The organism is Burkholderia anthina, assembly GCF_902498995.1.
GTDB lineage: Bacteria > Pseudomonadota > Gammaproteobacteria > Burkholderiales > Burkholderiaceae > Burkholderia > Burkholderia anthina.
The window spans coordinates 566,325-588,443 of the sequence record NZ_CABVLY010000001.1; the positions used below are offsets into that span (position 1 = coordinate 566,325).

Consider the following 22,119-nt stretch of genomic DNA (forward strand, 5'->3'; position numbering starts at 1 on the left):
CCTGACTATGGCCTAACGATGAACCGGTAATCATGGAATTCACGACCGTACTGTTCTACATCTTCGCGCTGCTCCTGGTGGTATCAGGGCTGAAGGTGATCACTTCGCGCAACCCGGTGGCGTCTGCGCTTTTCCTTGTGCTGGCGTTCTTCAACGCCGCCGCGATCTGGATGCTGCTGGAAGCGGAGTTCCTTGCGATCCTGCTGGTGCTGGTGTACGTGGGCGCGGTGATGGTGCTGTTCCTGTTCGTCGTGATGATGCTGGACATCAACGTCGATTACCTGCGTCGCGACTTCAAGCGCTTCGTGCCGATGGCAACGGTGGTCGGCGCGATCATCGTGGTCGAGACCGCGCTGATCCTGTGGCGCGGCTACGGCGACACGCACTCGGCGCATGCGATGGCGACTGGCGCGATGGCCGACTGGTCGAACACGCGACTGATCGGCAAGGTGATCTACACCGACTACATCTTCGCGTTCGAAATCGCCGGCCTCGTGCTGCTGGTCGCGATCATCGCCGCGATCGGGCTGACCGAGCGCAAGGGCAAGGACAGCAAGCGCCAGCGCGTGTCGGATCAGGTCAAGGTGCGTCGCGCCGACCGCGTGCGCCTCGTGAAGATGGAAGCGGAAAAGCCGCAGCCGGAAACGGCGCAGAGCGAAGCCGGTACGAGCACCAACGGCTAAGCGGAGGAAAAAGAAAACCATGTTGACTCTTGCTCACTACCTCGTGCTCGGCGCGATCCTCTTTGCGATCGCGATCGTCGGGATCTTTCTCAACCGCCGCAACATCATCATCATCCTGATGGCGATCGAACTGATGCTGCTGGCGGTGAACACCAACTTCGTCGCGTTTTCTCACTACCTCGGCGATATACACGGCCAGATCTTCGTGTTCTTCGTGTTGACCGTCGCAGCAGCGGAAGCGGCGATCGGTCTCGCGATTCTGGTGACCCTGTTCCGTAAGCTCGACACGATCAATGTCGAGGATCTCGATCAGCTCAAGGGCTAATTTCAGGTAACGCTGTTATGTCAACGACACTCAATGAAAACCTGCTGCTGGCGATTCCGCTCGCTCCGCTGGCCGGCTCGCTGATTGCGGGGCTGTTCGGGAACGCTGTAGGGCGTAAGGGCGCACACCGGATCACGATCCTCGGCGTATTGATCGCGTTTCTGCTGTCGGCGAAAGTCTTCCTCGACGTGATGGGGGGCGCGAGCTTCAACGCGACCATCTATCAATGGATGAACGTCGGCTCGCTGAAACTTGAAATCGGCTTCCTCGTCGATTCGCTGACCGCGATGATGATGGTCGTCGTGACCTTCGTCTCGCTGATGGTGCACATCTACACGATCGGCTACATGTCGGAAGAAGACGGCTACCAGCGCTTCTTCTCGTACATCTCGCTGTTCACGTTCTCGATGCTGATGCTCGTGATGAGCAACAACTTCCTGCAGCTGTTCTTCGGCTGGGAAGCGGTGGGTCTGGTGTCGTACCTGCTGATCGGCTTCTACTTCACGCGTGAAAGCGCGATCTACGCGAACATGAAGGCGTTCCTCGTGAACCGCGTGGGCGACTTCGGCTTCCTGCTGGGCATCGGCCTGCTGCTCGCGTTCGCGGGTTCGATGAACTACGGCGAAGTGTTCGCGAAGCGCGCGGAGCTCGCGAGCCTGCACTTCCCGGGCACCGACTGGGGCCTGCTGACCGTCGCCTGTATCTGCCTGTTCATCGGCGCGATGGGCAAGTCGGCACAATTCCCGCTGCACGTGTGGCTGCCTGACTCGATGGAAGGCCCGACCCCGATTTCCGCGCTGATTCACGCGGCGACGATGGTGACGGCCGGCATCTTCATGGTGGCGCGCATGTCGCCGCTGTTCGAGCTGTCGGACGCCGCGCTGTCGTTCATCACGGTGATCGGCGCGATCACGGCGCTGTTCATGGGCTTCCTCGGCATCATTCAGAACGACATCAAGCGTGTCGTCGCGTACTCGACGCTGTCGCAGCTCGGCTACATGACGGTTGCGCTCGGCGTGTCCGCTTACCCGGTCGCCGTGTTCCACCTGATGACGCACGCGTTCTTCAAGGCGCTGCTGTTCCTCGGCGCCGGTTCGGTGATCATCGGCATGCACCACGACCAGGACATGCGCAACATGGGCGGCCTGCGCAAGTACATGCCGATCACGTGGATCACGTCGCTCGTCGGTTCGCTGGCGCTGATCGGTACGCCGTTCTTCGCGGGCTTCTACTCGAAGGACTCGATCATCGACGCCGTGAAGCTGTCGAACCTGCCGGGTTCGGGCTTCGCATACTTCGCGGTGGTCGCGAGCGTGTTCGTCACGGCGCTGTACTCGTTCCGCATGTACTTCCTGGTGTTCCACGGCGAAGAGCGTTTCCGCAAGCCGAAGCATCCGGAATCGCCGATGGGCATGGCGGCCGCACACGGTCACGACGATCACGGCCATGGCCACGGTCATGACGACCACGCGCACGAGCCGCACGAGACCCCGTGGGTCGTGTGGGTGCCGCTGGTCCTGCTGGCGATCCCGTCGGTGATCATCGGTGCGATCGCGGTCGGCCCGATGCTGTTCGGCGACTTCTTCCAGCACGGCGTCGCGTTCGACAAGGTGATCTTCATCGGCGCGAATCATCCGGCACTGGCCGAAATGGCCGAGGAGTTCCACGGCTGGGTGGGCATGGGCCTGCACTCGGTGTCGGGCCTGCCGGTGTGGCTGGCGCTCGCCGGCGTGGTTGTCGCGTGGTTCCTGTACCTGAAGCGTCCGGAACTGCCGGCGTCGATCCGCCGCGCGTGCGGTCCGATCTACACGCTGCTCGACAACAAGTACTACATGGACAAGATCAACGAGGTGGTGTTCGCCCGTGGTTCGGTGGCGCTCGGCCGAGGCCTGTGGAAGGAGGGTGACGTCGTGGTGATCGACGGCCTCGTGAACGGCAGCGCCCGGTTCATCGGCTGGTTCGCCAGCGTGATCCGCTTCCTGCAATCCGGTTACATCTATCACTACGCGTTCGCCATGATCATCGGCATGCTGGGGCTCCTGACCCTGTTTGTGACGCTGGGCGGCAAATAAGACGGGGGACAACTTAATGCACGCTTTTCCGATTCTCAGTACCGCGATCTGGCTGCCGATCGTTTTCGGCCTCCTCGTGCTCGTGGTGGGTAACGACAGAAAGCCGGGGACGGCCCGCTGGGTCGCGCTGGTCGGTTCGCTGCTCGGGCTCGCGGTCACGATTCCGCTGATCACGGGCTTCGACTCGAGCACGGCAGCGCTGCAGTTCGTCGAGCATTCGACCTGGATCGAACGCTTCGACATCTCGTATCACCTGGGGGTCGACGGCCTGTCGATGTGGTTCGTGGTGCTGACCGCGCTGATCACGGTAATCGTCGTGATCGCCGCGTGGGAAGTGATCACCGAGAACGTCGCGCAGTACCTCGCGGCGTTCCTGATCCTCTCGGGGATCATGATCGGCGTGTTCTCGTCGGCCGACGGCCTGCTGTTCTACGTGTTCTTCGAAGCGACCCTGATCCCGATGTACATCATCATCGGTGTGTGGGGCGGTCCGAATCGCGTGTATGCGGCATTCAAGTTCTTCCTGTACACGCTGGCCGGTTCGCTGCTGATGCTGGTCGCGCTGATCTACCTGTACACGCAGACGCATTCGTTCGACCTCGCGACGTGGCAGGACGCGAAGATCGCGATGACGCCGCAGATCCTGCTGTTCATCGCGTTCTTCCTCGCGTTCGCGGTGAAGGTGCCGATGTGGCCGGTGCACACCTGGCTGCCGGACGCGCACGTGGAAGCGCCGACGGGCGGCTCGGTCGTGCTGGCAGCGATCATGCTGAAGCTCGGCGCGTACGGTTTCCTGCGTTTCTCGCTGCCGATCACGCCTGACGCAAGCCACTTCCTGGCGCCGGTCGTGATCACGCTGTCGCTGATCGCGGTGATCTACATCGGCCTCGTCGCGATGGTGCAGGCCGACATGAAGAAGCTGGTCGCGTATTCGTCGATCGCGCACATGGGCTTCGTCACGCTCGGTTTCTTCATCTTCAACCAGCTCGGCGTCGAAGGCGCGATCATCCAGATGATCTCGCACGGCTTCGTGTCGGGTGCGATGTTCCTGTGTATCGGTGTGCTGTACGACCGCCTGCACTCGCGCCAGATCGCCGACTACGGCGGCGTCGTGAACGTGATGCCGAAGTTCGCGGCGTTCGCGATGCTGTTCTCGATGGCCAACTGCGGCCTGCCGGGCACCTCGGGTTTCGTCGGCGAGTTCATGGTGATTCTCGCAGCCGTCCAGTACAACTTCTGGATCGCGTTCGGCGCAGCGTTCACGCTGATCCTCGGCGCCGCCTACACGCTGTGGATGTACAAGCGCGTGTACTTCGGCGCGGTTGCGAACGATCACGTTGCCAAGCTGAAGGACATCGGCCGTCGCGAGTTCCTGATGCTGGCCGTGCTTGCCGCGTTCACGCTGTTGATGGGCCTGTATCCGAAGCCTTTCACCGACGTGATGCACGTTTCCGTGGAAAACCTCCTCTCCCACGTCGCGCAGTCCAAGCTGCCGCTGGCGCAGTAATCGCGAGCGGAGGAAATCAAAATCATGAATGCTCCTATGAATGTCCTGTTGCCTGACGCGCTGGTGATGGTCGCCATCGTCGTCGCATGGCTGAACGACACCTTTACGGGTGCCGCCGGCCGCCGCCTCACCTATCTGATCGCGGTGGTTTCGTCGGTCGTCGCAGGCGTATGGTTCGCCGTGCAGGCGCTGGATCCGCAGCAGTACTACTTCTTCTCGCGGATGGTCGTCGTCGACTCGTTCGCGAGCATGATGAAGGCCGTCGTGTCGATCGGCTTCGCGGTCACGCTCGTCTATTCGCGCAAGTACCTCGAAGACCGCGACATGTTCCGCGGCGACGTGTTCCTGCTCGGCATGTTCTCGCTGCTCGGTCAGTTGGTGATGGTGTCGGGCAACAACTTCCTGACGCTGTACCTCGGCCTCGAACTGATGTCGCTGTCGCTGTACGCGATCATCGCGCTGCGCCCCGATGCCACGCAGTCGAGCGAAGCCGCGATGAAGTACTACGTGCTGGGCGCGCTCGCGTCGGGCTTCGTGCTGTACGGCATCTCGATGCTCTACGGCGCGACCGGCTCGCTCGAGCTGGGCGAGGTGTACAAGGCGGTCGGCGGCAACACCGACGCTGCCGTGCTGATGTTCGGCGTGATCTTCATCGTCGCCGGTATCGCGTTCAAGCTCGGCGCCGTGCCGTTCCACATGTGGGTGCCGGACGTCTACCAGGGCGCACCGACCGCGATGACGCTGTTCGTCGGCGGCGGCCCGAAGGTTGCCGCGTTCGCGTGGGGCCTGCGCTTCCTGGTGATGGGCCTGCTGCCGCTCGCGCAGAACTGGCAGACCGCGCTCGTGATTCTCGCCGCGTTGTCGCTGATCGTCGGTAACATCACCGGTATCGTCCAGCGCAACATCAAGCGGATGCTCGCGTACTCGGCGATCTCGAACATGGGCTTCGTGCTGCTCGGCCTGCTCGCCGGCATCGTGAAGGGCGACGCGGCCGCACCGGCGGGTGCGTACAGCTCGGCGATGTTCTACGCGATCGTCTATCTGATCACGACGCTGGGTTCGTTCGGCGTGGTGATGCTGCTCGCGCGCCGCGATTTCGAGGCGGAAACGATCGACGACTTCAAGGGGCTCAACAAGCGCAGCCCGGTGTTCGCGTTCGTGATGATGGTCATGATGTTCTCGCTGGCCGGCATTCCGCCGACCGTCGGCTTCTACGCGAAGCTCGCCGTGCTCGAGGCGACCGTCAACGCGGGTCTGACGTGGCTGGCCGTGCTGGCCGTGATCACGTCGCTGTTCGGCGCGTTCTACTACCTGCGTATCGTCAAGCTGATGTACTTCGATGCGCCGCAGGACACGGCTCCGATCACCGGCGACTTCTGCAAGCGCACGCTGCTCGTGGTGAACGGTCTCGCGGTTGTCGTGCTCGGCCTGATCCCGAGCCCGCTGCTGACGGCCTGCCTGCAGGCAATTCGTCATACGCTGCCGCTGTAATGTCGGCAGCCGGCTGGTTCATTGTGCTGTTGGCGTTCGTATGCGCCAACGTGCCGTTCCTGAACCAACGCGTCTTTGCCGTCGTGCCGATCGGTGCGGCGAAGAAGAACGCGTGGGTTCGGATCGGCGAGCTGATCGTGCTGTATTTCATCGTCGGCGCACTCGGCTTCTGGCTCGAGTCGCGCGCCGGCAACCGCTTCGAACAAGGCTGGCAGTTCTACGCGATCACGTTCAGTCTGTTCGTCGTGTTCGCGTTCCCCGGCTTCACGTTCCAGTATCTAGTCAAACGACGCTGACCGGCCTTCGGCCGTCGCGTGCCCACTTCCCCGGAGCAGCCCGATGGCCGAACTACCCAATCACGATGCCGCACTGACCGAAACCTGCGTCGAGAGCGAGGCGATTTTCGAAGGCTCGTTCCTCAAGCTCAAGCGCGATACCGTCCGCCTGCCGGACGGCAAGCAAGCCACGCGCGAATACGTCCAGCACCCGGGCGCCGTGATGGTGATCCCGCTGTTCGACGACGGCCGCGTGCTGATGGAAAGCCAGTATCGCTATCCGATCGGCAAGGTCATGGCCGAATTTCCGGCCGGCAAGCTCGATCCGAACGAAGGTGCGCTCGCCTGCGCGGTGCGAGAGCTGCGCGAAGAAACCGGCTACACGGCGCGCGAATACGTGTTCCTGGCCCGGATCCACCCGATCATTTCCTACTCGACCGAATTCATCGACCTGTACCTCGCGCGCGGGCTGACCGCCGGCGAGCGCAAGCTCGACGAAGGCGAGTTTCTCGAAACCTTCACGGCGACGCAGGCCGACCTGCAGGAATGGGTGCGCACGGGCCAGATCACCGACGTGAAGACGATCATCGGCACGATGTGGCTCGACAAGGTGCTGTCCGGCACGTGGCCGCTCGGCCCGGTTCAGAAGCCCTGACGGCACGTCAGCGGCGGGCAGGGCGCCGCGTTACAATCGTATGACGCGGCCGCCTCCGGCCGCGCGATCCTGGTTTAGCACGATCGTTCACAAAAGCGCTTTTTGCGCTACACTCGTCACACGCCCTGATTCAGCATGAAGGTCCTCGATTTACAGTGCCCGCACGGTCATCGGTTCGAAGGCTGGTTCGCTTCCGCCGATGAGTTCGAAGCGCAGTTGTCCCGCAAGCTGGTCGAATGCCCGGTGTGCGGGACGACCGAGATCAACCGGATGCCGTCGGCGCCGCGCCTGAACCTGTCTGGCGCGACGCAGGCCAAGCCGGCCGATCCGCGTGCGCTCCAGGCGCAGGCGATGCGTGCGCTGCGCGAGGTGCTGGAGAAGACCGAGAACGTGGGCGAGCGCTTCGCCGAGGAAGCGCGGCGCATCCATTACAACGAGGCGCCCGCGCGCAGCATTCGTGGCGTCACGACGCCGGCGGATGCGCAGTCCCTCGCCGAAGAAGGCATCGAAGTGATGCCGTTGCCGATTCCTGCCGCGCTGAAAGAACCGCTGCAATGACGTACGCAGCGTGTCCTCGCCGGGCCGGATGGCCGCGGCCAGGAGACACTGCGCATGGATCTGGATTATTCCCCCGCCGACGACGCATTCCGCGTTGACGTCCGCGCCTGGCTCGAGGCGAATCTGCCTCACGCACTGCGCGCCAAAGTACTCGATCACAAACGACTCGGCCGCGAGGACTTCGCGAGCTGGCACCGCATTCTCGGCCAGCGCGGCTGGTCCGCGCCTGCCTGGCCGACCGAATACGGCGGCCCGGGCTGGAACGCGACGCAGCGGCACATCTGGGACGAGGAGTGCGCGCGCATCGGCGCGCCGACCGTGCTGCCGTTCGGCGTGTCGATGGTCGCACCGGTGCTGATGAAATACGGCAGCGAAGCGCAGAAGCGCCATTACCTGCCGCGCATTCTCGACGGTACCGACTGGTGGTGCCAGGGCTACTCGGAGCCGGGCTCCGGGTCGGATCTCGCGTCGCTGCGCACGCGTGCCGAGCGCCACGGCGACCACTACGTCGTCAACGGTCAGAAGACCTGGACGACGCTCGGCCAGTATGCCGACATGATGTTCTGCCTCGTGCGTACCGACCCGGCGGCGAAGAAGCAGGAGGGCATCTCGTTCCTGCTGATCGACATGAAGACGCCCGGCATCACGGTGCGCCCGATCATCACGCTCGACGAGGACCACGAGGTCAACGAGGTGTTCTTCGAGGACGTGAAGGTGCCCGTCGAGAACCTCGTCGGCGACGAAAACCGCGGCTGGACCTACGCGAAGTACCTGCTGGGCCACGAGCGTACCGGCATCGCGCGCGTCGGCGCGTCCAAGCGCGAGCTCGTGTTCCTGAAGCGCGTGGCGTCGAACCAGCGCAAGAACGGCAAGCCGTTGCTTGCCGACCCCGTGTTCGCCGCGAAGGTCGCGGCGCTCGAAGTCGAGCTGATGGCGCTCGAGGTGACGGTGCTGCGCGTCGTGAGCCGCGAGACGAGCGGCAAGGGGCCGGGCCCCGAGGCGTCGATGCTGAAGATCAAGGGTACCGAAGTGCAGCAGGCGCTCACCGAACTGATGTTCGAGGCGATCGGTCCGCTTGCCGCACCATTCGACGTGCCGTTCCTCGAAGGCGAGCGTGAGCACGGCATCGCGGGCGACGACGATGCGGCGCCGCTCGCCGCGTACTACTTCAACTATCGGAAGACCTCGATCTACGGCGGTTCGAACGAGATTCAGAAGAACATCATCGCGCAGATGATTCTGGGGCTGTGAGCCGGCCGCGACGCATGGGGCGAGAGTCGGGCGCCAAAGCGCCGCTCTGGCCAACAGGAGACAACGATGGATTTCAGCTTTACCGATGAGCAGCAGCAATTCGCCGACGCGCTGCGTCGTTATCTCGGCGAGCAATACGGGTTCGACGCGCGCCAGGCCATCGTGCGCAGCGACGCGGGCGTGTCGGACACGCAATGGAGCGCGTTTGCGGAACTCGGGTTGACCGCGTTGCCGGTACCGGACGCGCAAGGCGGATTCGGCGGCGGTCCGGTCGACATGCTGGTCGCGATGCAGGCGCTCGGCCGCGCACTCGTCGTCGAGCCGTACTGGGCGACGGCGGTCGGCATCGAGGCGCTGCGTGTCGCGGGTTCCGGCACGGGCGACGATGCCGCGTTGCTGGAGGCCGTCGCGCAGGGGCAGAAGCGGCTGGCGGTCGCATTCCACGAACCGCGGGCGCGCTACGATCTGTACGAACTCGATACGCACGCACATGAACAGGGCGGCACGTACCGGTTGACCGGCACCAAGTCGGTCGTTCAGCATGGCGCACAGGCGCATGCGTGGATCGTGCCCGCGCGCGTCGATGGCGGCGGCATCGGTCTGTTCGTCGTCGAGCGCGATGCAGCGGGCGCGCAGGCGATCGACTACCGGACGATCGACGGGCAGCGCGCCGCGACCATCGAACTGAACGAAACGCCGGCGCGGCTGCTCGCGGGCGGTGCGCGCGATGCGGCCGCACTCGAGCAGATCGCCGACTATGCGACCTTCCTGCTGTGCGCGGAAGCGGTCGGCGCGCTCGACGAACTGAACCGGGCGACGGTCGAATACACGAAGACGCGCGAGCAGTTCGGCGTACCGATCGCGCGTTTCCAGGCGCTGCAGCACCGGATGGTCGACATGCTGATCCATGCGGAGCAGGCGCGTTCGCTGACTTACCTGGCCGCGGTGCGTTACGCGGCCGGCGACGCCGATGCACGCCGCAAGGCGGTTTCGGCCGCGAAGGCACGCGTCGGCGCAGCCGCGCGCTTCGTCGGCCAGCAGGCGGTGCAATTGCACGGCGGCATGGGCGTGACCAACGACGTTGCCGCCGCGCATCTGTTCAAGCGGCTGTCGATCATCGAAACGACACTGGGCGACACCGATCATCACCTTGCGCGGATTGCGGCACTGCCGGATTTCGCGCAAGCCGACGCGGCATGACGGCGACGCGCGAGCGCGCCACAGGAGATATACAGTGGGTATCAGTTACGAAGATCTGGCGGTAGGCAGCAACACGGAGATCGGCCGCTACACGTTCGAGGCCGACGACATCAAGGCGTTCGCGCAACGCTACGATCCGCAGCCGTTCCACCTCGACGAGGAAGCCGGCAAGGCATCGCCGTTCGGCGGACTGGTCGCGAGCGGCTGGCATACGTGTTCGGTGTTCATGAGCCTGCTCATCAAGAAGCTGGGGCCGGACTCGACCAGCATGGGGTCGCCCGGCATCGACTCGATTCGCTGGCTCAAACCTGTGCGCGCGGGCGATACGATCACGATGTACCAGAAGATCCACGACAAACGCGTGTCGGCGAGCAAGCCCGATCGCGGCATCGTGTCGACGGAGTGGGTCGGCATCAACGGCGACGGCGAGACCGTGATCACCGTGCATACCAAGGTGATCTTCGGGTTGCGTCATCCGGAAGGGGCGAACGCATGACGGACGTGACATTGCCGTTGATCGCGTCACCCGAGGCGCTGCATGCGCGGGTCGGTGCGGAGCCGCTCGCGAGCGGCTGGGTCGAGATCGACCAGCCGCGCGTGGACCGCTTCGCCGACGCAACGGGCGATCACCAGTGGATTCACGTCGATCCCGAGCGCGCACGCAAGGAGTCGCCGTTCGGCGGTCCGATCGCGCACGGGTTCCTGACGCTGTCGCTGATTCCGGCGCTGATGGTCGACGCGATGCGCTTCGAGCAGAAGATGGGCGTGAACTACGGACTGAATCGCGTGCGGTTCCTGAAGCCGGTGCCGGTCGGCACACGCGTGCGCGCGTTGTTCGCGGTGAAGGAAACCTCGGAAGCCGCGCAGGGCGGCGTACAGGTGACGTGGTCGGTGTCGGTGCAGGCAGAGCGCCCCGACGCACCGCTGCTCGTTTGTGCGGCGGAGTTCATCACGCTGCATTACTTCTGACGCACGCAGCGGCATCCACGGATGCCGCTGCGTCGTCCGGCGCATGTTCGTTCAGTGCTTCGCGTATTGCGTTGCGCCGAACAGCACCTCGCGCGCCTTGTCGTCCTGCAATGCCTTGCGCAGCGATGCGAGCACTTCGACGCCGCGCTGCACGGCCGGTCGCGCGGCGATCGCCTCGTGCCAGCGCTTCACGTTCGGCAGTTCGTCGAGCACGATGCCCTGGTTCTGCCATGAACGCGTCCACGGGAACGTCGCGATGTCCGCGATCGTATACGCGTCGCCGGCGAGATATTCGGATTCGCCGAGGCGTTTTTCCATGACGTTGTACAGGCGCTTCGCTTCGTTCGTGTAGCGATTGACCGCATATTCGATCTTCTCCGGCGCGTACAGGCGGAAGTGGTGCGCTTGTCCGAGCATCGGGCCGACGCCGCCCATCTGGAACATCAGCCATTCGAGTGTCGCGTAGCGCGCGGCCGGATCGGTCGGCAGGAACTTGCCGGTTTTTTCCGCGAGGTAGACGAGGATCGCGCCCGATTCGAACAGCGAGATCGGCTTGCCGCCGGGCCCGTCCGGATCGACGATCGCGGGGATCTTGTTGTTCGGGCTGATTTTCAGGAATTCGGGCTTGAACTGGTCGCCGGCGCCGATATCGACCGGGTGTGCACGATACGCGAGGCCGGTTTCCTCGAGCATGATGTGTACCTTGTGGCCGTTCGGGGTCGCCCAGCTGTAGACGTCGATCATCTCAACTCCTTCATGGCATGCGCGAAAACGGCGCCGACGGGGCGCCGCGACAGGCGGTCATTAGAGCATGGATCGACGCGGGCTGCAGACGGCGGGAACGTGCGGCTGCGTGGCTGCGCCTGCGTGCCGTTGCGGCAGCGTCGACGCTGTTCGAACGGCGTCGACGCGCCGGATCAGCGTTTGTAGCGAGGCTGACGCTTCTCGAGAAATGCGGTGATGCCTTCGAACGCGTCCGCATGATGCAGCGATGCGACGAAGTGATCGCGCTCGGTGCCGAGATGCGCTTCGAGCGGCTGCGCGGTTGCATCGTCGAGCAGCGACTTGATACGCGTGAGTGCGTTCGGCGAGATGCCGGCGAGCGAGTCGGCCCACGCGAGCGCGTCGGACAGCGCCGCGCCGGGTATGGCGAGGCGATTGACGACGCCGAGCGCATGCAGGCGTTCGGCCGCGACCGGTTTGCCTTCGAACAGGATTTCGGCGGCAAGCGCGCGCGGCAACGCACGGGCGAGGAACCACGAACCGCCGCCATCGGGCGTGAGGCCGACGCGCGCATACGACATCACGAATTTCGCGTCATGCGCGGCAACGATCAAGTCGCAAGCGAGTGCGAGCGAGAAGCCCGCGCCGGCGGCCGCGCCTTCGACCGCCGCGATCACGGGTTTCGTCGATGCGCGGATCGCGCTGATCCACGCAGCGAGCTGGTCGATGCTGTCGGCCTGGTAGGACGGATCCTTCGAACGGTTGTCGAGCAGCCGGTTCAGGTTGCCGCCCGCGCAAAAGAAACGATCGGCCCCCGTGAGCACGACGGCGCGAATCGCGGGATCGCGCTCGGCGGTAGCGAGCGCTTCGACGCCGGCCGCGTACATGTCGGGATGCAGCGCGTTGCGCGCACCGGGATTGGACAGCGTGAGGACGAGCGTCGATTCGCTCTCGGGCGGACGCGAAGCCAGCAGTTCAGCGCTCATGCGAGTGTGTCTCCATCGGATGGTGCGGCTGCGGTGCCGTGCATTGCGCGCGTGCCGGCGCATGCACATGAAGGTGTTGCTGCAGCGGATGCAATGTTGTCATGACGGACGCGAAACTGCTTTAGACTAGCACGAACGTGCTTTTCAGCGCGACGCATCCCGATGCGGCCGGTATCGCAGCGGCCGCGCTTCGCAACGAAGGAGACTCCGATGCTACAGCTGTGCGGTATTCCGTTGTCCAACTACTACAACAAGGTGAAGTTCGTTCTGCTCGAGCACGACATCCCGTTCGAGGAAGTGACATGCGGTCTGCCGATCAGCGATCCGGCACTGCTCGTCGATTCGCCGCTCGGCAAGATTCCGTTCGTGAAGACCGAAGAGGGCGCGCTGTTCGAATCGCAGGTGATCGTCGAGTACCTGGCCGCGCGTTATCCCGAGAAAGCCATTTTCCCGCCGAGCCCGTTTGCCGCCGCAAAGGTGCGTGAGCTCGTCGAGACGCTCGAGCTGTATCTCGAATGGACCGCGCGCGAGGTCTATACGGAGGCGTTTTTCGGCGGCAAGGTCAGCGACGGCATGAAGGCGCATGTCGAGAAGCGCTTGCCGCGCGCGATCGATGCGTTCAAGCGGATGGCGCAGTTCTCGCCTTACGTGCTCGGCGATTCGTTCAGCCTCGCCGACATCGCCGCGTCGATTCATCTGCCGGTGATCGGGATGGCGACGAAGGCGATATACGGCCGCGATTTCCTGGTCGACGCGGGGATCGACTGGAAGGCGCACGCGAAGATGGTCGGCGAGCGGCCGGCCGCGCAGCGCGTGGCGGCCGATCGCAAGGCGTATATGGAGGCGATGAACGCCGCGCGTTCGTAGTAAGCGCGGCCCGGGCGCGGCGCGGCGCCGCGCCTGACTTACAGGCGCGCGAGCCGTTCGAGTGCGGCCGCGAGCGTGCTTTCCTGCTTGGCGAAGCAGAAGCGCACGACGCCCGATTCGTGCGGCGCGTGATAGAACGCCGACACCGGAATCGCGGCCACGCCGATCTCCGACGTGAGCCACTTCGAGAACTCGGCTTCCGGCAGGTCGCTGATCGCCGAATAGTCGACACACTGGAAGTACGTGCCCGGGCACGGCAGCAGCTTGAAGCGCGTGCGCTCGAGACCGGCACGGAAGAAGTCGCGCTTCTTCTGGTAGAAGTCGGGCAGCGTCAGGTACGGCGCCGGGTCGCGCAGATAGTCGGCGAGCCCGATCTGCATCGGCGTGTTCACCGTGAACACGTTGAACTGATGGACCTTGCGAAACGCCGCGGTCAGTGCGGCAGGCGCCGCGACATAGCCGACCTTCCAGCCCGTCACGTGATAGGTCTTCCCGAAGCTCGACACGATGAAGCTGCGCGCGGCCAGTTCCGGGTAGCGCGCGACGCTCTCGTGCCGTGCGCCGTCGTAGACCATGTGCTCGTAGACCTCGTCCGACAGGATCAGTACGTTGGTGCCGCGCACGATCTCCTCGAGCTTGCGCATGTCGGCCTCGCGCCACACGGTGCCGGTGGGGTTGTGCGGCGTGTTGATCATGATCATCCGCGTCTTCGGCGTGATCGCGGCGGCGAGCCGATCGAACGGGATCGCATAGTCGGGCGCTTCGAGCGTGACGAATACCGGTTTGCCGCCCGCGAGTTCGATCGACGGCAGGTAGCTGTCGTAGGTCGGTTCGATGACGATCACTTCGTCGCCCGGATGCACGGCGCACAGGATTGCCGTCAGTAGCGCCTGCGTCGCGCCGGCCGTCACCGTGATCTCGGTGGCCGGATCGTAGCGCCGGCCGTACATCTGCGCGATCTTGTCCGCGATCGCGTCGCGCAACGGTGCGACCCCTGCCATCGGCGGATACTGGTTGTGGCCGTTGCGCATCGCGGTCGCGACCGCGTCGACGATGCGCGGATCGCAGTCGAAATCGGGGAAGCCCTGGCCGAGGTTCACGGCGCCTTTCTCGGCGGCGAGCGCGCTCATGACCGTGAAGATCGTCGTGCCGACGTTCGGCAGGCGCGAGGGGAAAACGGGAGTCGTAGGCATGTCGGAAGGAGCGTTCATCGATACGGTCGCAATCGGTGGCGCCAGGCGCGTCAGGCCGGCGTGGTGGTGTTGGCCGACGCGGCGTCGAGCGCGCAGGCCTCGGTAAACGGGGCGGGTTGCGCGATCCGGAAGCCGAAGTCGCGCGCGGTGCGCTTTGCGAGCTTGAGCAGCGCACGATCCTTCGACACGAGCCATTCGGCCTGTGCGGCGCGGGCAAGCTCGAGAAACTTCTGATCGTCGCGATCCTTGCATTTCGGCAGCGGCGGTGCGTCGGCGTCGACGGGCGGCGGCTCCACGAGGCTCGTCAGGCGGGCGACGGTCGCGAGCGCCGCGGCCTTGTCGATTGCGCGCGACTGGAACTGCGGATAGTCGAGCACGAGTTCGAGCTCGTTCAGGCAGCGGCCGTCGATCACGGCGGCCAGCGTGCCGCGTTCGAGTGCCGCCCGGATCGGGCGTGTGGCAGGGTCGTCGAATACGAGTATGTCGATCCAGACGTTCGAGTCGAGTACGACGCGATGTGCGGCGTGTGGGGCGAGGGAGCGGGTCATTCGTTACAATCGGTGGTTTTCGTCTGACCGCAAGGCACGGCGTGCCAGCGAGCCTCTATGATAATCGTTCTCTCTCCAGCCAAATCCCTCGACTACGATACGCCCGCGCACGTGCCGTCTTACACGAAGCCTGCATTCGTCGACGACGCGTCGGAATTGATCGACGGCCTGCGCAAGCTGTCGCCGCAGGATATCGCGACGCTGATGGATATTTCCGATCCGCTCGCACGCCTGAACTTCCAGCGCTACGCGGACTGGTCGCCGGTCTTCACGCCGGCCAATGCGAAGCAGGCGGTGCTCGCATTCAATGGCGACGTGTACGAAGGGTTCGACGCGAAATCGCTGTCGGCCACCGATCTCGACTATGCGCAGCAGCACGTGCGCGTGTTGTCGGGCCTGTACGGGCTGCTGCGTCCGCTCGACCTGCTGCAGCCGTACCGGCTCGAAATGGGTACCCGTTTCGCGAACGCGCGCGGCAAGGATCTGTATGCGTTCTGGGGCGACCGGATCACGCGCGCGCTCAACGAACAGCTCGAGACACGCACCGGCGCGGCGCGCGTGCTGATCAACTGTGCGTCGACCGAGTACTTCAAGTCGGTCAAGCCGAAACTGCTGGCCGCGCCCGTCGTGACGCCGGTATTCGAGGACTGGAAGGGCGGCCGCTACAAGATCATCAGCTTCCACGCGAAGCGCGCACGCGGCCTGATGGCGCGCTATATCGTCGAGAATCGCATCGCCGACCCGGCGGCGCTGAAGGATTTCGCGGTGGAAGACTACGCGTTCGATGCAGCCGCATCGAACGATTCGACTTACGTATATCGCCGGCGAGTCGGCGAGTGACCCTGCTGGCCGTTCACGAGACGGCCGGTGCATGCATGCGGCCGGGCAGGCGGCAAACAGTCCGTTCCGGCCGCACCAGGAGAGATAGATGGCCCTTTCGATCACCAGCAATTTCGACGCGGGCGCAATCGACGTCGTGTCGTGCGACAGCCCGGACGCGATCCGGCTGCGCGTGCGCGGCGACAGCCGCTCGGAATTCGCGCAATGGTTCTACTATCGCCTGACGGGCGCGCGCGGCGAGCGGTGCGTGATGTCGTTCGAGAATGCCGCCGAGTGCGCGTATCCGTCCGGATGGCGCAACTACGGCGCGGTCGCGAGCTACGACCGGGTCGACTGGTTCCGCGTGCCGACGACGTTCGACGGCAAGACGATGACCATTGACCACACGCCTGAATTCGACAGCATCTACTACGCGTATTTCGAGCCATATTCGGAAGAGCGTCATGCGGCGTTTCTCGGTGCGGTCCAGCAGTTGCCGCAAGCGAGCGTCGTCGAGCTCGGACGCACGGTCGAGGGCCGTCCGATGTCGCTGCTGACGCTCGGCACGCCCGAAGTCGACGGCGCGCCGAAGAAGAAGGTGTGGATCATCGCGCGCCAGCATCCCGGCGAGACGATGGCCGAGTGGTTCGTCGAAGGGCTCGTCAAGCGTTTGGCCGGATGGGGCGACTGGGCGGGCGATCCGGTGGCGCGCAAGCTCTACGATCACGCGACGTTCTACATCGTCCCGAACATGAATCCGGACGGTAGCGTGCACGGCAACCTGCGCACCAACGCGGCAGGCGCGAACCTGAACCGCGAGTGGATGGCGCCCGACGCCGAGCGCAGCCCCGAAGTGCTGGCCGTGCGCGATGCGATCCATGCGATCGGCTGCGACATGTTCTTCGACATCCACGGCGACGAGGATCTGCCGTACGTGTTCGTCGCCGGTTCGGAGATGCTGCCGAGTTTTACCGAGCAGCAGGGCAAGGAGCAGACCGCGTTCATCGAAGCATTCAAGGTCGCGAGCCCGGACTTCCAGACCGAGCATGGTTATGCGGCGAGCAAGTACAAGGAAGATGCGCTCAAGCTCGCATCGAAGTACATCGGTCATCAGTTCGGCTGCTTGTCGCTGACGCTCGAGATGCCGTTCAAGGACAATGCGAACCTGCCCGACGAGCGGGTTGGCTGGAACGGCGAGCGTAGCGCGGCGCTGGGTGCGGCCATGCTGGCGGCGATTCTCGTGCACGTCGAGAAGTTCGCGTAAGCGCGCTTTTGCTGAAATGAAAAAGGCCGGGGCATCATGCGATGCCTCGGCCTTTTTGCTTCTGTCGTTGCCGCTCCGTCGTATCAGGACTTCTTCGCGGTTCTCTTCTTCACGGCTTTCTTCTGGCCGCCTGATTTCTTCGCTGCAACCGCCTTCTTGCCGGTGCGGCCTGTTGCCTTGACCTTGCCGCGGTGCGATTTACCCTTGAATTTTTTCGTCGACGACGGGCGTTCAACGCGCGGCTTCAGCGGCGGAACAGGGTCGTTCCAGCTGAATGCAAGCATTTGCTGACCCACATAGCCGCAGCGAAATTTCAGCGGTGTCGGGTCGCTGCCGTCGCTATGGATGCCGAGGCCATCCACGGTAACGATGTTGTCGACCTTCACGCGCTGCTTGCCCTGATCGAACGAGTCGTTCCACGGCGTGATCGTGGCATTGCCGCTGTCGAATGCGTCCGGTGCGAAGTCGACACGATCGAAGGCCGACGACGTGCTGGCGATGAAGCTGCCGTGCGCCGCACAATCGGCAACGATCGGATCGGCATGCATCTCGTTGACGAATTTGTTGATCAGTTCGGAGCGCTGGTCGAGGAGGTCGGCGAATACCGGTGCCGGAAGCGCAAGCGACAGGCCTGCGACACAGGCCGCCAGCTTGCCGAGCGCCCGGAAAAACCGGAGCGAGGCAGGAGAGCTGTCCATCTGGTTATTGGTGAGGAGCGAATGAGGCATCGGGCACGTATAGATGCCCGATGGAGAACAGGAGTTCAATCTTAGCGTAAAAAAGATGCGCGGCAGTAGGTGCCGCACTCTGCCGCGCTGCGGGAGAGGGGCGCAGCACGCGTTGTCCGCATTTCGACACGAAGCGCGTTCACGCGCGCGGACCGCCGAGACGATAGCGCCGAACGTCGAACGTCGTGACCCATGCCGGGCGATATACGGCGATAAGCGCAGTTGCCATGCCGGTGAACCATGCTTCGCCAAGCGCGAGCAGCGCGGTGTTCAGCAGATAGCCGGCAGGAATCACGACGGGCACGCCGTCCGCGAGCGCGAGCTGCACGCCGGCTGCGGCCGCGGCGACCGTGATGATCGCGATGGCCGGCGACAGAAATCCCTGGCCGGTAATGAACGACGCGAGGTTATGCGGCAACCACGCGATCGCGGCGCGCTGCAGCAGCGCGGACACGGCGACCGGGAGCGCGCCGTAGACCAGATAGGTGAGGCCGATGCCCTGCCACGACGCATCGAAGACGATCGCGGCGACGGCCGTGACGGCGGCCATCCCGATCAGTGCGAGCGTCCAGTCGAACAGTGTGACGAGCAGCGTCGCGCCGAGCAGATGCATGACGATGCCGTCCTCGAGCCATGCATTCGAGGCCCAGAGAACCGTGATCGCGGTGACGAGCGCGAGCCACACGTGCTGAAGCGTTGCGTCCTGGAGCCGGACGAAGGGGCGTCTCCAGATCGCGAGCGCGAGCAGCGCCACGGCGGCGATCCAGCCACCGACGCCAACCCAGAACGGAAGCGGTGTGAAAAGAAAACCCATGCGTTCATATTACTCGTTGGGCATCAAAGGTGGGAATCCGCACATGCCGACCGTCGCAATATCGATACGACTAGCGCTCGCGCCGAAACCGCGGCGTCGGCTCGGCCGCGAGCGGCAGATCCGGGGTGCCGGCGTTCGCGGCAGGCAACGGGTACGGACGGTTGTTCCGTTGCGCACGCAGCGGAACCGGGCCGCGTTCGCCGATGACGGGCTTGCGTACGCGATCGCGGTTTGCCAGCAATACCTCGAGATGTGGCGACAGCCAGCCGTTGTAGATCGCAACCGCGGCGGCGCGGTTTGCCGCGCCGAGTTGCTGGAAGATGCTGGCGAGGTGGATCTTCACCGTGCCTTCGCTGATGCCGAGCGTGCGGGCGATCATCTTGTTGGTACTGCCCATATGAACGAAGCGCATGATCTGCGCCTGTCTCGGCGACAGCAGGCCGGTTGGCGGGCGGCGCGGCAGCGATCCGGCGAGCGTCTGGAAATGGGTGTCGTGGCGTGCTGCCGCTGCGGACGGCAACAGGCTGAGCGCGATGGGCGGAATGTAATGACCGCCCAGCATCACCATTTCGAGTGCGCGTACGATCAGGTGCGGCCGGGTCGAGTGCGGGATCACGCCCGCGACGCCATAGTTGTAGAAGCGCTGGATGGCTTCCGGCGTGGATTCGTCGATCAATACCGCGGCAGGCGTCGGCGAGCAGGCGCTGCAGAGCGCCTGAAGTTCGCTGAGCCGTCCGACGTCCAGCCAGTCGATCGCAACGAGGTCGAAACGCTGGGTGCGCAGCAGCCGGCGCGCCTGGAAGCCGTCGGGTGCATCGTTGATGCTGGCGTGACGGTCGATCTGCCGTAGCAAGGCCTTCAGTCCGTCACGCCGCTCGGCGTCTGAGTTCAGCACCAGGAACCGCATATTCAACCTCCATAAGGTAAGTCATTGAGCTGCCGTCGGCATGCCGTGGGCCCGATAATGACAAAGACCTTACACGATGTCTGCTTGGCTGAAAGGCTTAGGAAAAGTCTGAAATTTCCGGTGCCGGAAATACGGACGAGAAAAAAGCCGCTCCGGCTGGAACCGGGAGCGGCTTTGTGCGGGCAGGCGCTGCAGGCCCGCGGCGTGGATCAGTGAAAGTGCGGCTGCGCGGGGGAGGCGTCTTCAGGCATTTCCGCGTGGACGATTTCACCGAGCGGATCGGCGTACAGCGGCACGCCGCAGTCGTCGCAGTACTCGGGTTCGAAGCGGCCCGCGTGCCGCCGGACGTCGGTTACGCCGCATTCCTTCAGCAGACTCACGATTTCTTCGAGCGGCCCTTCCATCGGCGCTTCGCCTTCGAGCGTTGCGCTGTCGATCGATACGTCACCGTTCTCGCGGCCGTAGAGCGGCCACACGACGCCGTAGATCACGTCGTTGCTGGCGCGGCGCGTGAAGCCGACGCGATACTCGTCGATCCTGCGTTCGCCGAAGCCGGCGACCACCGCGCGCAGTTCCTGCGGCGCCGCACCAAGTGTGTCGAAAAGATAACGGATGGCTGTTCGGACGGTGTGCGGACGAATGCGTTCGTCCGCATCACGGCAAGCCGAATAGTACGCGTCCGGAAGCAGGCATTCGAACTCGCAGCCGGGGAGGGCAACCGACAGGTTCGGGCCGCCTTGGGCGGTCCACTGCTCGAGGCACTGGCCGCGTTCGATCCGGTTGCCGTGTTCTTCTTCCTGCCAGCGGAACAGCGGCGCGCCGGCCGGTGCGGCGACGACGGCGAGCAGAAAACGCGGGTCGGCCAGAATCGGCGAAGTTTCGGGCAGGTCGCCGAAGCTCAGTTTCGCGGCATGCTGACCGATTGCCGCATGCGCGAGTTGCTGCGCGAGCCGGTAAGTTTCGACGTGGTGCCGCGGCAACTGGTCGATGCTGTACAGGAACGGTGCGAGTCCGACGAGCGTGCCGCTCGCGAGCACGTGTGCCTGCAGGTGCGTACGCAGCGCGTCGGCGACGTCACCCTTGAGCGGGCCCGACGGAATCATGTAGCGCGTCCAGGCGAGAACGGGGACGGCGACCAGCAGCGCGTCATGCGGCTGACCATCGTGCTCGATCACCATCGACTCGCTGTGCGTTTCGGCCATGTCGGCGAGCGCGCCGTATGCATCGGGATGATTCTGCTGCAGATGGTCGAGTGCGGCGTCGAGCGTGGTCTGATTGCCGTTGCGAACGATCTTGGCGAGCAGCGCATCGAGCTTCGCTTCCCAGAAGCGATCCTCGATGCGGCTGCCCGAGGCGAAGAGCGCGAGCGACAGGCCGACCAGTTTGTCGGCGTCGGGGGGGAGGCGTTTGGCGATTCGCTGGCGCATATTAAATACGTATAGAAAGAGGCGAAGAACCTCACATTCTAGTCCGTTCTTTGCACCATAAGCGCTCTCGTGCTCGGGCATGGCCGGAAGGCCGAAACGAGGGTCATTGAAAAAATGCACCGAAATCTCTTGCGCGCTCGGCGGCGACTGCTTAGAATCACGCCTCTTTCGCGCTAACGGAAACGCAGCGCGGGGGAAGAAGGAAGGGAAGCGGTGCGGTGAGGTTGCTGTCGAGCCTTGGCGCATACGGAGTTGAACCCCCAGCCGTCGCGACGAAGCAGTTAAAAATGTTGTTGACGATCTGGAAAAAGCGGTTCATAATCTCGCTTCTCTGCTGCTGAAAACGCAGCGCTGCTGAGAAAGAAAGATTTCTCGCAGTCACGCTCTTTAAAAATTAACAGCCGATAAGTGTGGGCGCTTGATGGACGCGAACTGATCCTCGGATCAGATAGCGAAAGTATCAAGAGTCTCACACTAAAGTAAGTCAGGTTTATGAAGCAATTCATATTCCTGTCAGCTTTGAGTGAGCGACCGGTTCGAAAGAACCGAAAACAGTAACAGGTTTAAACTGAAGAGTTTGATCCTGGCTCAGATTGAACGCTGGCGGCATGCCTTACACATGCAAGTCGAACGGCAGCACGGGTGCTTGCACCTGGTGGCGAGTGGCGAACGGGTGAGTAATACATCGGAACATGTCCTGTAGTGGGGGATAGCCCGGCGAAAGCCGGATTAATACCGCATACGATCTCTGGATGAAAGCGGGGGACCTTCGGGCCTCGCGCTATAGGGTTGGCCGATGGCTGATTAGCTAGTTGGTGGGGTAAAGGCCTACCAAGGCGACGATCAGTAGCTGGTCT

General features: G+C 63.8%; 23 protein-coding genes and 1 rRNA gene. 16 read left to right on the plus strand and 8 right to left on the minus strand.

Annotation, left to right across the window (positions count from 1 at the left end):
- Nucleotides 1–32: 32 nt before the first annotated feature.
- The 12 genes from BME24068_RS02715 (at nucleotide 33) to BME24068_RS02770 (ending at nucleotide 10,986) form a co-directional block, all read left to right on the plus strand.
- Entirely contained in the window at nucleotides 33–683 is a 651-nt protein-coding gene (locus tag BME24068_RS02715; protein WP_096507613.1) for an NADH-quinone oxidoreductase subunit J, read from the plus strand.
- 19 nt (nucleotides 684–702) lie between these two features.
- On the plus strand, nucleotides 703–1,008 hold the full coding sequence (nuoK, locus tag BME24068_RS02720; protein ID WP_084904490.1) for an NADH-quinone oxidoreductase subunit NuoK: 306 nt from the start codon (nucleotides 703–705) through the stop codon (nucleotides 1,006–1,008).
- A gap of 17 nt (nucleotides 1,009–1,025) precedes the next feature.
- Entirely contained in the window at nucleotides 1,026–3,080 is a 2,055-nt protein-coding gene (gene nuoL / locus BME24068_RS02725; protein WP_174925062.1) for an NADH-quinone oxidoreductase subunit L, read from the plus strand.
- 16 nt (nucleotides 3,081–3,096) lie between these two features.
- Entirely contained in the window at nucleotides 3,097–4,587 is a 1,491-nt protein-coding gene (locus BME24068_RS02730) for an NADH-quinone oxidoreductase subunit M (protein ID WP_174925063.1), read from the plus strand.
- A gap of 36 nt (nucleotides 4,588–4,623) precedes the next feature.
- Complete coding sequence (gene nuoN, locus BME24068_RS02735; RefSeq protein WP_172441934.1) at nucleotides 4,624–6,078, plus strand: NADH-quinone oxidoreductase subunit NuoN; 1,455 nt, start codon at nucleotides 4,624–4,626, stop codon at nucleotides 6,076–6,078.
- On the plus strand, nucleotides 6,078–6,374 hold the full coding sequence (locus BME24068_RS02740) for a DUF2818 family protein (protein ID WP_174925064.1): 297 nt from the start codon (nucleotides 6,078–6,080) through the stop codon (nucleotides 6,372–6,374). Before nuoN ends, BME24068_RS02740 begins: the two co-directional genes overlap by 1 nt.
- Before the next feature lie 43 nt (nucleotides 6,375–6,417).
- Nucleotides 6,418–7,008, plus strand: a complete 591-nt coding sequence (locus tag BME24068_RS02745) for an NUDIX domain-containing protein (protein WP_096507608.1) — start codon at nucleotides 6,418–6,420, stop codon at nucleotides 7,006–7,008.
- 135 nt (nucleotides 7,009–7,143) lie between these two features.
- Nucleotides 7,144–7,566: a DUF1178 family protein gene (locus BME24068_RS02750; protein ID WP_174925065.1), complete on the plus strand. Its 423-nt coding sequence runs from the start codon at nucleotides 7,144–7,146 to the stop codon at nucleotides 7,564–7,566.
- A 54-nt stretch (nucleotides 7,567–7,620) separates the two neighbouring features.
- A complete protein-coding gene (locus BME24068_RS02755) occupies nucleotides 7,621–8,817 on the plus strand; it encodes an acyl-CoA dehydrogenase family protein (RefSeq protein ID WP_096507606.1) in 1,197 nt (398 codons plus the stop codon).
- A gap of 66 nt (nucleotides 8,818–8,883) precedes the next feature.
- Nucleotides 8,884–10,017: an acyl-CoA dehydrogenase family protein gene (locus BME24068_RS02760; RefSeq protein WP_096507605.1), complete on the plus strand. Its 1,134-nt coding sequence runs from the start codon at nucleotides 8,884–8,886 to the stop codon at nucleotides 10,015–10,017.
- A 34-nt stretch (nucleotides 10,018–10,051) separates the two neighbouring features.
- Complete coding sequence (locus BME24068_RS02765; protein ID WP_096507604.1) at nucleotides 10,052–10,513, plus strand: MaoC family dehydratase; 462 nt, start codon at nucleotides 10,052–10,054, stop codon at nucleotides 10,511–10,513.
- Nucleotides 10,510–10,986, plus strand: a complete 477-nt coding sequence (locus tag BME24068_RS02770) for a MaoC family dehydratase (protein ID WP_096507603.1) — start codon at nucleotides 10,510–10,512, stop codon at nucleotides 10,984–10,986. The genes BME24068_RS02765 and BME24068_RS02770 overlap by 4 nt, the downstream gene beginning before the upstream one ends.
- 51 nt (nucleotides 10,987–11,037) lie before the next feature.
- On the opposite strand, the gene BME24068_RS02775 is transcribed toward BME24068_RS02770, so the two are convergent.
- Both BME24068_RS02775 and BME24068_RS02780 read right to left on the minus strand, forming a co-directional pair.
- Nucleotides 11,038–11,730, minus strand: coding sequence for a glutathione binding-like protein (locus BME24068_RS02775; protein WP_096507602.1), 693 nt, complete (start codon nucleotides 11,728–11,730; stop codon nucleotides 11,038–11,040).
- Between the two features lie 173 nt (nucleotides 11,731–11,903).
- Nucleotides 11,904–12,695, minus strand: a complete 792-nt coding sequence (locus BME24068_RS02780) for an oxepin-CoA hydrolase, alternative type (protein ID WP_096507601.1) — start codon at nucleotides 12,693–12,695, stop codon at nucleotides 11,904–11,906.
- Nucleotides 12,696–12,905: 210 nt separating this feature from the next.
- Between BME24068_RS02780 and BME24068_RS02785 the strand changes: the two genes are divergently transcribed.
- Nucleotides 12,906–13,562, plus strand: coding sequence for a glutathione S-transferase (locus BME24068_RS02785; RefSeq protein ID WP_174925066.1), 657 nt, complete (start codon nucleotides 12,906–12,908; stop codon nucleotides 13,560–13,562).
- 38 nt (nucleotides 13,563–13,600) lie between these two features.
- Here BME24068_RS02785 and BME24068_RS02790 read toward each other — a convergent pair whose 3' ends face one another.
- Together BME24068_RS02790 and BME24068_RS02795 are read right to left on the minus strand one after the other, a co-directional pair.
- The gene (locus tag BME24068_RS02790; RefSeq protein WP_174925067.1) at nucleotides 13,601–14,773 is read right to left on the minus strand and encodes a pyridoxal phosphate-dependent aminotransferase; all 1,173 of its coding nucleotides are present in this window, start codon (nucleotides 14,771–14,773) and stop codon (nucleotides 13,601–13,603) included.
- Between the two features lie 32 nt (nucleotides 14,774–14,805).
- The gene (locus BME24068_RS02795; protein WP_096507599.1) at nucleotides 14,806–15,303 is read right to left on the minus strand and encodes a putative toxin-antitoxin system toxin component, PIN family; all 498 of its coding nucleotides are present in this window, start codon (nucleotides 15,301–15,303) and stop codon (nucleotides 14,806–14,808) included.
- 57 nt (nucleotides 15,304–15,360) lie between these two features.
- Between BME24068_RS02795 and yaaA the strand changes: the two genes are divergently transcribed.
- Together yaaA and BME24068_RS02805 are read left to right on the plus strand one after the other, a co-directional pair.
- Nucleotides 15,361–16,143 (plus strand): peroxide stress protein YaaA, encoded by a 783-nt coding sequence (gene yaaA, locus BME24068_RS02800; RefSeq protein ID WP_096507598.1) that lies wholly within the window; start codon nucleotides 15,361–15,363, stop codon nucleotides 16,141–16,143.
- 88 nt (nucleotides 16,144–16,231) lie between these two features.
- Entirely contained in the window at nucleotides 16,232–17,386 is a 1,155-nt protein-coding gene (locus BME24068_RS02805) for a M14 family metallopeptidase (RefSeq protein WP_174925068.1), read from the plus strand.
- Nucleotides 17,387–17,469: 83 nt separating this feature from the next.
- Here BME24068_RS02805 and BME24068_RS02810 read toward each other — a convergent pair whose 3' ends face one another.
- The 4 genes from BME24068_RS02810 to BME24068_RS02825 form a co-directional block, all read right to left on the minus strand.
- Nucleotides 17,470–18,114, minus strand: coding sequence for a BspC domain-containing protein (locus tag BME24068_RS02810; RefSeq protein ID WP_096507596.1), 645 nt, complete (start codon nucleotides 18,112–18,114; stop codon nucleotides 17,470–17,472).
- A 139-nt stretch (nucleotides 18,115–18,253) separates the two neighbouring features.
- The gene (locus BME24068_RS02815; protein ID WP_096507595.1) at nucleotides 18,254–18,928 is read right to left on the minus strand and encodes an energy-coupling factor ABC transporter permease; all 675 of its coding nucleotides are present in this window, start codon (nucleotides 18,926–18,928) and stop codon (nucleotides 18,254–18,256) included.
- Nucleotides 18,929–18,998: 70 nt separating this feature from the next.
- Entirely contained in the window at nucleotides 18,999–19,835 is an 837-nt protein-coding gene (locus tag BME24068_RS02820) for a LuxR C-terminal-related transcriptional regulator (protein WP_096507594.1), read from the minus strand.
- 209 nt (nucleotides 19,836–20,044) lie between these two features.
- Nucleotides 20,045–21,262, minus strand: a complete 1,218-nt coding sequence (locus BME24068_RS02825) for a DUF2863 family protein (protein WP_096507593.1) — start codon at nucleotides 21,260–21,262, stop codon at nucleotides 20,045–20,047.
- 565 nt (nucleotides 21,263–21,827) lie between these two features.
- Here BME24068_RS02825 and BME24068_RS02830 point away from each other — a divergent pair.
- Nucleotides 21,828–22,119 (plus strand): 16S ribosomal RNA (locus BME24068_RS02830); the annotation flags it as partial.

Coding starts and splice junctions, on each gene's coding strand:
- BME24068_RS02715 (WP_096507613.1), top strand. CDS start 33: ATGGAATTCACGACCGTACTGTTCTACATCTTCGCGCTGCTCCTGGTG.
- nuoK (WP_084904490.1), top strand. CDS start 703: ATGTTGACTCTTGCTCACTACCTCGTGCTCGGCGCGATCCTCTTTGCG.
- nuoL (WP_174925062.1), top strand. CDS start 1,026: ATGTCAACGACACTCAATGAAAACCTGCTGCTGGCGATTCCGCTCGCT.
- BME24068_RS02730 (WP_174925063.1), top strand. CDS start 3,097: ATGCACGCTTTTCCGATTCTCAGTACCGCGATCTGGCTGCCGATCGTT.
- nuoN (WP_172441934.1), top strand. CDS start 4,624: ATGAATGTCCTGTTGCCTGACGCGCTGGTGATGGTCGCCATCGTCGTC.
- BME24068_RS02740 (WP_174925064.1), top strand. CDS start 6,078: ATGTCGGCAGCCGGCTGGTTCATTGTGCTGTTGGCGTTCGTATGCGCC.
- BME24068_RS02745 (WP_096507608.1), top strand. CDS start 6,418: ATGGCCGAACTACCCAATCACGATGCCGCACTGACCGAAACCTGCGTC.
- BME24068_RS02750 (WP_174925065.1), top strand. CDS start 7,144: ATGAAGGTCCTCGATTTACAGTGCCCGCACGGTCATCGGTTCGAAGGC.
- BME24068_RS02755 (WP_096507606.1), top strand. CDS start 7,621: ATGGATCTGGATTATTCCCCCGCCGACGACGCATTCCGCGTTGACGTC.
- BME24068_RS02760 (WP_096507605.1), top strand. CDS start 8,884: ATGGATTTCAGCTTTACCGATGAGCAGCAGCAATTCGCCGACGCGCTG.
- BME24068_RS02770 (WP_096507603.1), top strand. CDS start 10,510: ATGACGGACGTGACATTGCCGTTGATCGCGTCACCCGAGGCGCTGCAT.
- BME24068_RS02775 (WP_096507602.1), bottom strand. CDS start 11,730: ATGATCGACGTCTACAGCTGGGCGACCCCGAACGGCCACAAGGTACAC.
- BME24068_RS02780 (WP_096507601.1), bottom strand. CDS start 12,695: ATGAGCGCTGAACTGCTGGCTTCGCGTCCGCCCGAGAGCGAATCGACG.
- BME24068_RS02785 (WP_174925066.1), top strand. CDS start 12,906: ATGCTACAGCTGTGCGGTATTCCGTTGTCCAACTACTACAACAAGGTG.
- BME24068_RS02790 (WP_174925067.1), bottom strand. CDS start 14,773: ATGAACGCTCCTTCCGACATGCCTACGACTCCCGTTTTCCCCTCGCGC.
- BME24068_RS02795 (WP_096507599.1), bottom strand. CDS start 15,303: ATGACCCGCTCCCTCGCCCCACACGCCGCACATCGCGTCGTACTCGAC.
- yaaA (WP_096507598.1), top strand. CDS start 15,361: ATGATAATCGTTCTCTCTCCAGCCAAATCCCTCGACTACGATACGCCC.
- BME24068_RS02805 (WP_174925068.1), top strand. CDS start 16,232: ATGGCCCTTTCGATCACCAGCAATTTCGACGCGGGCGCAATCGACGTC.
- BME24068_RS02810 (WP_096507596.1), bottom strand. CDS start 18,114: ATGCCTCATTCGCTCCTCACCAATAACCAGATGGACAGCTCTCCTGCC.
- BME24068_RS02815 (WP_096507595.1), bottom strand. CDS start 18,928: ATGGGTTTTCTTTTCACACCGCTTCCGTTCTGGGTTGGCGTCGGTGGC.
- BME24068_RS02820 (WP_096507594.1), bottom strand. CDS start 19,835: ATGCGGTTCCTGGTGCTGAACTCAGACGCCGAGCGGCGTGACGGACTG.
- BME24068_RS02825 (WP_096507593.1), bottom strand. CDS start 21,262: ATGCGCCAGCGAATCGCCAAACGCCTCCCCCCCGACGCCGACAAACTG.